Genomic DNA, 11,533 nt, shown 5'->3' on the forward strand with positions numbered 1-11,533 from the left:
GACTGGTCCTGCGCGCCCATGTGACGACTTTTACGATGAGACATGGTTCCGCGCCGATGCTCGGGTTGCTACGCGAACTACTCTGTTTAATCTGTGAATACTATGTCCGATGCCAAAGACTCTGCATTTGCGGCGCAAGTGCATGCTAACCAGCGGACGCTCGTTGCTGGCCTGAAATCACGATACGACTTCATCGTCTGCGGTTCGGGATCTTCCGGCGCAGTGGTTGCGCGCCGGCTCGCTGAAAACCCGGAGGCGAGCGTTTTGCTTCTGGAGGCCGGGGGAAGTGACGACGTTCCAAGTGTCACCGAATCCGCGCAATGGCGAAGCAATCTGGGAAGCGAGCGCGACTGGGATTTTAAAGCCAGGCCGGATGCGTCTGTTAGAGGTCGTTCGATGCCCATGAATATGGGCAAAGTACTGGGTGGTGGCTCCAGTATTAATGCGATGTACTGGGTACGCGGCCATAGATCCGACTGGGACTATTTCGCATCAGAAACGGGTGACCCCGCCTGGAGCTATGAGCGGGTGACAGACATTTATCGCAGAATTGAAGACTGGGGCGGCACGCCGGACGCTGATTTACGTGGCAATGGGGGGCTTGTCTTTGTATCGCCAGCACGCTTGCTCCCTATTGGCACAGCGATGCGTGAAGCCGCGCTTGCTTCGAATATTCAGAACTTTGAATCTCTGAACGGACCGATGATGACGGCCGAGAGCGGCTGTGCCCTGAGCGAACATCGCATCCGGGATGGAAAGCGGCTGTCGATCTACCGTTCCTATGTGTTTCCCTACATGGATCGGTCAAACCTGACGGTGCTCACGCACGCTGTCGTTACGCGGCTAATGCTGGATGGCAAGCGAACCGCGGGCGTTGAGGTGTATTTTGGAGGCCAGCTGCATCGTATTGAAGCCGAACAGGAGGTTGTGCTTTCCCTCGGCGCCATTAATACACCAAAAGTTTTGATGCAGTCCGGGATTGGCGATCAAGCCGAATTGCGGCGCGCTGGGATTCCAGTGATTCAGCATCTTCCCGGTGTCGGACAGAATTTTCAGGATCATTGCATGTTCCGAGGCTGTGCATGGAGAACACTAGTCCCCGTTGAAAGCCCGGAGGTCAGCAGCCAAACCATGCTTTTCTGGAGGAGCCGACAAGATCTGGTCTCCCCGGACATACAGATCTACCACGGGTTAAATCTATGGTCTGGGCTGGGCGGTGTTGATTCGATGACAATTCTGCCGACACTAGTACGCCCCAGGAGCCGCGGCCATCTGAGGCTGACGGGACCGAGTCCGCGGGATCCACTCGAAATCTACGCAAACACGTTAAGTGACCCGGAAGACCTCAAGGCAATGGTTGCGGCAATTGGTTTTTGCAGGAAGCTTGGACGCTCAGCGAGTTTTCGCCCCTTCCTGAGACACGAGGTCGTGCCAGGGGATCTCAAAGGATTTGCGCTTGAGGACGCCGTTCGAACTTCTGTGAGCACAATCTGGCACCAATCCGGTACTGCCAAGATGGGGCGTGATGGTATGTCCGTCGTGGACGGGCGACTTAAGGTTTATGGAATTGATAATCTCCGTGTCGCTGATGCTTCTGTGATGCCGCATATCTCGACAGGCAATACGATGGCGCCGTGCGTGATCATTGGGGAGCGCTGTGCGGATGCTATAAAGGCTGATTGGTAAAACAAGCGCTGTTTGACTCACGTTCAGAGAACGACCATCTTCGCTATGTCGCCGAACTCGGAACGCGTCGCGCCAATCCTGGGCATCAACAGTCGTGGGTATCTAAAACGCGTGAGGTCGGTTCGGCTCCAGGCTGATGCGGGATAAGGTGCTACCGCACCATGGAACCGATTCTTTATCGGTAAACCTTCGACACCTGCGGCACCGAAACGGCCTGTTTCACAGACAGCAAAATATGTCGTGCCTCGGCTGCAGCCGTTGGCGCTTTGCTCGGCCGGTCGATGCCGGTTTGCATGATGGTACGCACCCCGCCAAACGGCTGCGGTTCGCCAACGGCGATCGCATAGGCGGCTGTGAGCGAATCCAGGGGCGCACGCTGGAACTGTTTTGACAGTCCTTCTCGAGTTTTGGGAATTACTACATTATAATATCTTGTTTCCACGAAATTCCGCCAATGCATATCTGGTATGCACTTAGAAGGCAATCTGATCCATGGAAATCAAACAGCTTCAGCTTTTCTCGCGAATCGCGGAGATCGGCAACCTGACCCGTGCTGCAAGCGTGTTAGATGTGACGCAAGCTGCCCTCAGCCGACAAGTGGCGCAACTGGAAGCGGAACTCGGGACGGAACTATTTAGACGGAATGGCCGCGGACTTGTATTGACTGACGCGGGAAGACGTTTGCTCGACCAGGTGCCGATGGTGCTTCGTCAGATTGCTATTGCCGAGCGCGCGGTGAAGGGTGAAAGCGCGCCACTTCAAGGCTCATTCGTTCTTGGGTTGGCGCCCTCTCTCGCGAGAACTGTTGTCGTTCCGCTGATTCAGGCATTTCGTGAACAATTGCCGGAGGTAACGTTAAGAACAGTAGATGGCACATCGGCAAATCTCAGAGAACTGGTTGGTGCGGGAAAGCTCGATTGCGCGGTAGTCTATAACCCAGTCCCAAGCGAAACGGTGGATTTGCGACCGCTCGCTAGCGAGCGCCTCTATCTTGTTTCTAGCCTGAAGGCGGTTCGAGATGGCTTTGTACCACCCCGCTCGGTAAGGCTCGAAAAACTGCCGGAACTACCGCTGGTCATCGCCGGGAAGAGCAATGTTATACACGGTGTTTTAGCGGCGGCCCTCGCCGAACAAGGATTGACCGCCCAAGTGGTCCATGAGATCGAGAATCTCACAGCAATACTTGATTTGATCCGCCATGGATACGGTTGTTCAGTGATTCCTCTGAGCGGCGTGCGGCCGTGCATCGGCGATTCCAAATTGCGCTTGCATCGTATCGACAAGCCACATCTGGAATGTGGTCTTTCGATAGCCACCCCCGCTCGTAGCGGAAACGATATGTTGATATCAGAAAGCACATCGTTATTGCGGGAGGTCGTGCTCAAGGAACTTCAGCGGTATCACGTGGAAGTAGAAAATGCGATCGATGAACAGTCTGACATTCCGACGGTCGGCCGCAGTGTTGCTAAAACTGGACGCCCCCAGCGGCAATAGGTGTTCATCATCAGGCAGTCGCAAACAAATTATACGGACCGCGATTGTCGAAGCTTCAAGCTGGATTTGAAGCCTTTTCTGCATCAATAGCTGCTACGGATTCACGTCCCGCACTGTCCAAGGCAGCACCCGCAGCAGCGCCGTCCGCATACCGGTGCATCCCAGGTGACGTCGAACGACCTTCCATCTGCCAGCTTGATGCGATCCCGCACCCGGTCGACAACATTGCTTTGATAGATCGCCCCTCCTCAAGTCGACCTCCAGGTGTCGCGGGCCAGCCTGTGTTCAGGCGCCGCCCTGAATGCACTCCGAGTTCTTGATCGGTTCCAAGAGAGCCCCGTACGGCTAGCATATTTCAGCAACTTGCAGCCGGGAACACGATGTCCGCGTCTAGCGTGCAACGCGCAAACAGAATCTCGAGTTCTATACCGGCAGGTTCCCCCTCGACGGCCATCCAACCTTCCTCGGCACGGATGCTCACCATTTGACCCATCCATCTGTCGCAGGTCTGGTTGCCCGCACGTCGCACTAACACACGGTTGCGATCGACGGATCGCTCAGCAAATCGTCAGCCCTGAAGCAAAGGCGGGCCGCGCGATGTCGCGTCCCACATACACAGCACAGGACGTGGCGCTGCGTGCTTGTGCTGAATGGAGCGACCGGCCAATCTGCTCGAATCATCGCACTAACCGATACCTGCTATACCAATTCGTTATTTCTTGTATAGTAGTTATACCGCTACAGTATTTCATGAGGTGATCGTGGAATCGTGTCGACTCGAAAATTTCCTCCGCGAGGCCGAACAAGGCAGCTTCACGCGGGCAACGAGCTATCTGGCGATCGCACAACCAGCCCTAAGCCGACCGCCAAAAGCCATCGAACTGGGGTTCCGGCAGCTGTCCCTTAAGCAAAATGGAAGGGAAGCGGCACCTACGGAACACGGACGGCGCCTGCTGGAACCTAACCCGAACACTCTTAGGCGTGAGGAGAGAAGCAGCAAGCAAGCTCGTCGTTGCCTTGCCCTGCGGGTGAGTTCAATTGTGATTACGCCCCCCGCATCAGCAACTTCCGCGAATGTTCTCCCAAATCGACTCGACGGATTCTTGCATGTCCTTCCGCCTACGTGCATTGGCCGTGAAATCCGTACGAGACCTGGAATTGCTGTCTAACGACGCAGCCCAGTGTATGAGATAGAAGTGGACGCGCATACCGTTAATCAACGTATTCGGTTAAACAAAAACTTTCTGCATTGCTTATAGAATGCATATCGATAGTTGAAAACATGCATTCGATATGTCACAGCATGAATCATGGGAATTAGCCTCTTCTGAAGCTGTTGACGTTCTCAAAGGAACCTGAGCTCAAAAGCTTTTGTGCGTATCCCATTGAACGCCGACATATGAATATTCCCGTGCAAAAAAATACCATCGTCTTAACAGGCAATGAAATAAGTGATCCGGCTCGTCGACACTGGTGGACCTCTATCATGCTCAATTCCTATGGCATGACGTGCAAACTTGATACGGCCGGCTCGGTGGATAGCATCATTCAGGAATGGACGCTGGGAGAACTTCCGATCCTCGATCTTCGGATGACGAAGCAACTTGTGGCTCCCACCCTTCGTGATAGCGCGTGCTGGAATGGCGATCACCTTTTTCTCAAGATAGTGAAGTCTGGATCCATTTCCATCGAGCAGAATGGAGAATCGAGGGCGTTCGGCCCGAACAGCCTGATAATTACAGATCCGCTGCACTCGTATGTTCAAATCTTCGACGAATCCACATCACTCGGGGTGCTCAGGCTGTCAAAGGAAACGTTACGAGTCCGAGGCCTGCCCTACAACTTTCCCGAAGTTCACGACGGAGATCTAAGTTCGCCCGACGTTCAGGCCGTTCGCGACGTCATCCTGATGCTCATTGACCAAAGCAGTACGGTAAGTCGTGAGTTGGGGCATCGTCTGTCGCAGCAATGTCTCGACTTGATGGACGTCGTACTTAACGGAGAATCCAAGTCCGGTCGCAAGCGAACTGGCGCCGCAGCCCTGGTATTACGTGCAAAGCAGGTGATCTTGCGCCTTGCCCGAAACCCCGATCTGGATATGAACTGGATTGCACGTGAATTGAGCGTGTCACCGAACTACCTGACCCGCGCGTTTAAAGCAACCGGGCAAACGCCAATGCGTTATCTGATGTCGGTACGGCTTGGTTTTGCCGCAAAATTGCTCGTTGAACAAAACGCAAAGGTGAAAGAAATCGCATTCCGGTGCGGGTTTGCAAGCAGCTCGCATTTCTGCAGTGTATTCAAGCGCAGATTCGGGATGTCTCCACAAGAGTTCGCATTCACGCAACGGGCGAGTCGGTTGCCAGGCCGTCAAACCGTAAAGCCGGACCAGTAGGCGGCGTTCAATCGCTGGCTTGGCGCGCTGCGCAGCTCGATCACAGCACAACGTGATGCATCGCCTGCAATGGCCGTCTTGAGCTCGTCTACTCAATCATACGATCCCGCAATATCGAGCGGTTTTCGGAAAAGCAAACCGCGATCATCCCCCAATCTCCGCAGTACCGCCCCAATCCGACGTTTTTCCAGTGAAGCGGCGTCGTGTAAACGGGGGGTATGCTCCGCTATCCAGTCGGGCGACGGAAATCCACAAGGAGTAAATACTGATGAATAGACGAGCCTTCTCTGCCTCCATGATCGCAGGCGCCGCATTCTCGCTGGTGTCTACCCGTGGTACTGCCGCGATCTCAGCTCCAGTCAGGGCGCGCAATGTCGTTCTAGTGCACGGCTTGTTCGCCGACGGATCGTGCTGGTCTGAAGTAATCGCAAGATTGCAGGCGGCCGGACTCAACGTCACGTCCGTGCAAAACCCTCTCACGACATTGCCCGAAGCGGTCGCGTCAGCGCAACGTGTGCTAGATCGGCAAGATGGGCCAACGGTGCTCGTCGGTCATTCATTCTCCGGAATGATTGTCACCGAAGCGGGTATGCATCCAATGGTGTCAGCTCTTGTTTATGTGGCTGCGCGAGCGCCCGATGCAGGTGAAGACTACGCGGCCCTGGCCAAGAATTTTCCGACGCCCCCCGCATCCGCCGGAATACTTTTCGACGGCGATGAGGGCCGTCTTAGCGAGGCGGCATTCTTGCGCGATTTCGCGGGAGACCTACCGGAAGCGAAAGCAAAACGCTCTACGCGACGCAGGAGCCGTTTCGGAAAGAACTGCTATCAGGCAAAACCGAGCACGCGGCCTGGCGATCAAAGCCTAGTTTCTATGCTGTCTCGACCGAGGATCGTACTATCAATCCGGACTTGGAGCGCTACATGGCCAAACGGATGAACGCCAAGACCATCGAAGTTAAAGCAAGCCATCTCTCATTGATATCCCAGCCAGACAAGATCACGCGTCTCATTATGGAAGCTGCGGGACAACCAGCTAGGGCAAAAAATGACGCGACGTAATCGGACAGGCACGCACAAGCTATCGACACGATTTTCCGAAAGACTGCCGATGGCGATATCGGCGCTCTAACCTAAGGGCGACGAGAATTGCGGGTTGATTTTACTTTGTCCATAGACGCTCAGGTTGCATCGGGAACCTGAACTTAGGCGGATCAGCCAACGGGGCAGACAGCTATCCGCGCATGCTGGTCAAGGCGGACCCGCAAGGACCGTGTTCGTGCAGGTTTGCTTTGCTTCTGCAGGCAGCTTGCACGCACGAGAACTTTGGGCCGTAACCTTCAACCTCGAATAAATGCTTGCCGGCGTGCTCAAGCCTTGTGCTTTCGCGTCCCGTCGATCGGTACGTCCTGGACATCGCCCATGCTCACGCCCGAAGAGCCACTAAAGGCAAATGAATACCTGCCTGCGGAATTAGAGAACAGGGCCCACGCCTCGCTCCCATACAGCCTCATTTTATCATTGGCGGCTTTGCCTGCCTGGTGTTGAGACCAGTTGTGCTGCAGCACTTCGCCCCGATGGCTTTAGATGGCTTCGCGTGAACGAAGTTTATCCGCCTTTTCAATTGGTGCTCAAGGTGTGAGTCGGCTATCGACGTTTGTTAAGAAAGTTGGGCTTGTCGATGGGCTACACAGACTGGCCTCCACATGCGAGCGCGAAGGGCTAAGCCGCTCTCTGCGGCGCGTTCCTGAACCAGAATGCCCGCGCAAATTCATCGAGAGAATCGCAACTCTCTTACCTTCCGGTATCGGACAGGCACCGCCACGCAGTCGCGCCCATGCTCGGAGCGTGCCTGCGCGCGATGCTTTAGAACCATGCGGCTAATCGAGCTAAAGAGCTAAGCATGGATTGGGGCTGAGCATACTGAACATTGCCAACGCACCTGTGGCAACCAGCGCTACGCTCTCAGGATCACCACGGCCACAATCGCGATGACCAAAGCGACGACGTCTTCGATCAATGCTGCCGGATGATCTTTACCACCGAGTAATTTTGCAAGACGTGAACGAAATTCGGAACCACCGAACGTACCAATTGCGGCGCCAATAATGCCAACGACTGCACATCCAACGGAACTGCCGCTAGGCGCGCCCAATACCGCCCCACAGAAACAGCCGCTCACCAGTCGAGGAATGAGCTGCATCGGCACCTTGCGGCTTGGAGTCTTCGGCAATTGATCTGTTACGAGTTCGACAATCGCAAGTACGCTGAAAATTATTCCGGCCCACACGCTGGTCATGAACGACGCCCAGGTGCCCGAGAAATCTGTTGGGTGGAGGCAGGCGAACCAGCTGACCGCGGCAGGCGCTATGAATGCGCGTAGTCCGGCGACAATCCCTAAGAGCAAAACGGCTAAGTAAAGTAACACCGATATTTCCTTCAAGGTTCTTGTACAAACTGCAAAGAATATCAATAAGCGGGCCCAATTTGACCTCGAACCCGCAAATGATCTTCCACCAGCAGACCGTGCCCGTACGAGCTCTCTGGTCCACCAACATGGTCGCAATTGCGCATGTGCGCTTATGCGATTGACCGTAACTATAGAGGCCCGGTACCCTGGAGAGATGTCACAAAAAATGCATTTCCATATCTCAATCTCAACACGTAGCCGGCTGTACCCCGTCAGGCAACGCTCGGCCCTATCGCCTTGACAAGGTCACTTGGGCTGACCTTGTCGCACAGATGCCAACGCACGCACCGAATAAGCACGCCCGACTATACCTACAGGTAATTGCGCGCAATCTTCACCATGTCCAAAGTGCGTCTTGGTGGGGATTCTTAAACACCATAGTCACCGGTTACACGATGCGCCGCCCTCACCGGCTGCATGCAAAAGTGGCAATGCGAACTGTAACGAACATGTGCGTGATAACCGTTCGCTAAAGGCCTCATCAGAAGAGAGCCCGATTCTGCGGTCCTAAGCATGGGCCCGCTGCATTCGGACTATCTTTTGATTAACATCGGACCGTACCAGTTGCGGTACGTCAGTTCTACTCAACGGAGAGATCAATGTCTGCAAAGAAGACCGCTGTCAGTTCCGCCCTGCTCGCAAGCGCCGTGGCCACCCTGCTCGCCACGGCCGCGCAGGCTGCGCCGCTCACCAAGGCAGAAGTCAATGCAGCAACCGCTGCTCATAAGGAAAAGTGCTTCGGCGTCGCGCTGAAAGGACAGAACGACTGCGCAGCTGGTCCTGGCACGACGTGCCAAGGTACGTCGACAATGGACTTTCAGGGCAACTCGTGGAAGTTCGCACCTGCTGGAACGTGTACGGAGATCGTCACGCCGGCTGGAAATCACGGCTCGCTGACTCCGATAAAGTCGTAACACCCGGGTCAAGAACGGGGACTATGATGAGCGGATTCAGTGGCACCAAAGCGATACGCGCAGACGTGGGTCCCCGTAGCCTAACGTCGGACACTGCGGGACGGGTCGGCACGAGCTTTAAGCACGAGCATCTCGCAGCGATTCTCGACAACGGTCTCATCGACGGTTTATTCGAGGTTCACGCAGAAAATTATATGGGCGCCGGTGGCCCTCCGCATCGCATGCTTGCGGCGATCCGCGAGCACTATCCGGTTTCCATTCACGGCGTGTGTATGTCGATCGGCGGTAGCGAGCCGTTGGACAAACAGCACCTCGCGCGCTTTCGCGACCTGATCGCGCGCTATGAGCCGGCGCTCGTGTCCGAGCATCTCGCCTGGTCGACTCATGCAGGAACCTATTTCAATGACTTGCTTCCGTTGCCGTACACGGAGGACACACTCGCACGCTTATGCAGGCATATCGACCAGGTGCAGCAGGCCATTGCACGGCCGATCCTGATCGAAAACCCATCGACGTACCTCGCCTTTCAAAGTTCGTCGATGAGCGAATCCGAATTTCTCACAGCGTTGGTACGCCGCACCGGCTGCAGGCTGCTGCTCGACGTCACCAACGTGTTGGTATCTGCGACGAATCATGGTTACGCCGCGTCCGCCTACCTGGATGCATTTCCGCTCGACCATGTCGACGAGATTCATCTGGCTGGATACGCTGAACAAAGCGACGACGAAGACGAGCGACTGCTGATCGACAGTCACGACGGCCCTGTCGCCGATACCGTTTGGGCACTCTATGAAAACGTCATCGAGCGTATCGGTCCGACTGCCACACTTGTCGAATGGGACGGCAAGCTGCCCGCGTGGTCCGTGCTACGGGCGCAGGCAATCGCAGCCGGAGAGTTCATGGAACGGTATCGGCTGCCGGTTACGACGGATGTCCTCAATGAAATCTGAACCCTGCTGCAAAGCGCGCACAGCGGAGTTTCCAATGGCCTTCGCACGCGGCCTGATGAACCCGGCCGCGCAGACGCCGCGAGATGTTATCGCAACGACCCGAAGAGACGCAGAAATGGTCGCCGCGAAGCGCTACAACGTGTATCGCAACAACGTGACGGTGAGCCTGATCGACGCGCTCGCGGCCATCTATCCGGCCGTACAGCGCATCACGGGTATCGATTTTTTCAGAACAATGGCGCGGTTCCACATTCGCGCGACGCCTCCAAAGTCGCCGCTGTTATTCGAATACGGACGCGATTTTCCCGACTTTATCGAACAGTACGAGCACGCGAAAGAGATGCCGTGGCTCGCCGACACCGCGCGTATTGAACGAGCGTGGCTCGACGCCTACCACGCAGCCGACCTGCCAGCTTTGCCGGCGCGGATATTCGAAGGCATCGAGCCCACCCGGTTGGGCGAACTGAGGTTTACGCCGCATCCGGCCGCACGCGTCGTACGCTCCGCTTATTCCGCGCTCTCGATCTTCGCGATGAACCGGCACGACGGTCCGGTCGAACCGATCAATTCAGGCGAGCCCGAGGACACGCTCGTGACGCGGCCCGAGCAGAACGTGGTCGTGTCGCGCCTGCCCGAGGGCGGCGCGGCGTTCCTGAACGCGCTTATCGCAGGCGAATCGTTGGGCGTCGCTGTAGCCGAGGCTTTGGACGAAGCGCCCTCTTTCGATATCCAAAACAATCTGAACGGGATGATCGTATCCGGTGTATTGACCGCTATTCAACATGGAGAATGAGGACGATGGCCGAACTGGAAAACGTGAAGCTCACTTTTGCAGCTTGTGTTGCAACGAGAATCGGCGTGGCGAGCGACCTTGTGCGGCGACTGGCGCGGCCGTGGCTCACGCAACTCGTCTTGCGCATTGCGTTGTCGGTGCCGTTCTGGCGATCGGGCATCCTTAAGTGGCATGGATTTCTGCAGCTGAACGATACGGCGGTCGACCTCTTTACAGACGAGTTCCAACTTCATCTTCCCGGCGGCCCCTACTCCTTCCCGGCGCCCGCTGTCGTCGCATTTCTGTCGGCTTGCGGCGAGGTCGGCTTTCCAGTGCTGCTCGTGCTGGGCTTCGGCACCCGCTTCGCAGCGCTCGGTCTGCTGCTCATGACGTGCATCATCGAGCTAACCGTGCCGGATGGCTGGCCGATTCACATCACGTGGGCAGCGATGGCGTTGGGGATTGCCGCGTGGGGGCCCGGGGTGATTTCGGTCGATCATCTGATGTCACGGGCGATGATCGATCACTCGTAGCTCAAGCCCTCGAGGTGAACAAATACGTCCGCCGCTTGCGCGGGCGGACGGTTACGTAGTGGGCTTAAGCAAGATCTAGAACTTCTCACCGAGCTGATCGAGAATCGCCGGATTCTCAAGCGTCGACACATCCTGCGTGATCTCTTCACCCTTCGCCAGCGAGCGCAGCAGACGGCGCATGATCTTGCCCGAACGCGTCTTCGGCAGATTGTCGCCGAAGCGGATGTCCTTCGGTTTCGCAATCGGGCCGATCTCCTTGCCGACCCAGTTGCGCAGGTCGTTCGCGATCTGCTTCGCCTCATCGCCCTCCGGCCGCGTG

9 protein-coding genes and 1 pseudogene are annotated in these 11,533 nt (G+C 56.1%); 8 read left to right on the forward strand and 2 right to left on the reverse strand.

From position 1 onward, the window contains the following. Positions 1-102: 102 nt before the first annotated feature. From HV675_RS28565 to HV675_RS28580, 4 genes and pseudogenes are all read left to right on the forward strand, one after another. Entirely contained in the window at positions 103-1,686 is a 1,584-nt protein-coding gene (locus tag HV675_RS28565) for a GMC family oxidoreductase (protein ID WP_175114817.1), read from the forward strand. A gap of 492 nt (positions 1,687-2,178) precedes the next feature. Next, positions 2,179-3,180, forward strand: coding sequence for a LysR family transcriptional regulator (locus tag HV675_RS28570; protein WP_175114818.1), 1,002 nt, complete (start codon positions 2,179-2,181; stop codon positions 3,178-3,180). 1,399 nt (positions 3,181-4,579) lie between these two features. Next, positions 4,580-5,575, forward strand: coding sequence for an AraC family transcriptional regulator (locus HV675_RS28575; protein WP_175114819.1), 996 nt, complete (start codon positions 4,580-4,582; stop codon positions 5,573-5,575). 268 nt (positions 5,576-5,843) lie between these two features. After that, a pseudogene (locus HV675_RS28580) lies at positions 5,844-6,637 on the forward strand (alpha/beta fold hydrolase). An 895-nt stretch (positions 6,638-7,532) separates the two neighbouring features. On the opposite strand, the gene HV675_RS28585 reads toward HV675_RS28580, so the two are convergent. After that, positions 7,533-7,874, reverse strand: coding sequence for a hypothetical protein (locus HV675_RS28585; protein ID WP_246270612.1), 342 nt, complete (start codon positions 7,872-7,874; stop codon positions 7,533-7,535). A 770-nt stretch (positions 7,875-8,644) separates the two neighbouring features. Here HV675_RS28585 and HV675_RS28590 point away from each other — a divergent pair. Genes HV675_RS28590 through HV675_RS28605 form a run of 4 tightly spaced genes read left to right on the forward strand, consistent with a single transcriptional unit; the run spans position 8,645 to position 11,214 of the window. After that, a complete protein-coding gene (locus HV675_RS28590; protein WP_175114821.1) occupies positions 8,645-8,959 on the forward strand; it encodes a BufA1 family periplasmic bufferin-type metallophore in 315 nt (104 codons plus the stop codon). Positions 8,960-8,985: 26 nt separating this feature from the next. Next, entirely contained in the window at positions 8,986-9,909 is a 924-nt protein-coding gene (bufB, locus tag HV675_RS28595) for an MNIO family bufferin maturase (protein WP_175114828.1), read from the forward strand. 34 nt (positions 9,910-9,943) lie between these two features. Then, positions 9,944-10,702, forward strand: coding sequence for an HvfC/BufC N-terminal domain-containing protein (locus HV675_RS28600; RefSeq protein WP_377700686.1), 759 nt, complete (start codon positions 9,944-9,946; stop codon positions 10,700-10,702). Positions 10,703-10,707: 5 nt separating this feature from the next. Beyond that, on the forward strand, positions 10,708-11,214 hold the full coding sequence (locus HV675_RS28605) for a DoxX family protein (protein WP_175114823.1): 507 nt from the start codon (positions 10,708-10,710) through the stop codon (positions 11,212-11,214). 75 nt (positions 11,215-11,289) lie between these two features. On the opposite strand, the gene HV675_RS28610 is transcribed toward HV675_RS28605, so the two are convergent. Next, positions 11,290-11,533 (reverse strand): AMP-binding enzyme (locus tag HV675_RS28610; RefSeq protein WP_425496147.1); only part of this gene is annotated, 244 nt, incomplete at its 5' end.

It is taken from the genome of Paraburkholderia solisilvae (genome assembly GCF_902859875.1).
GTDB classification, from domain to species: Bacteria; Pseudomonadota; Gammaproteobacteria; order Burkholderiales; family Burkholderiaceae; genus Paraburkholderia; species Paraburkholderia solisilvae.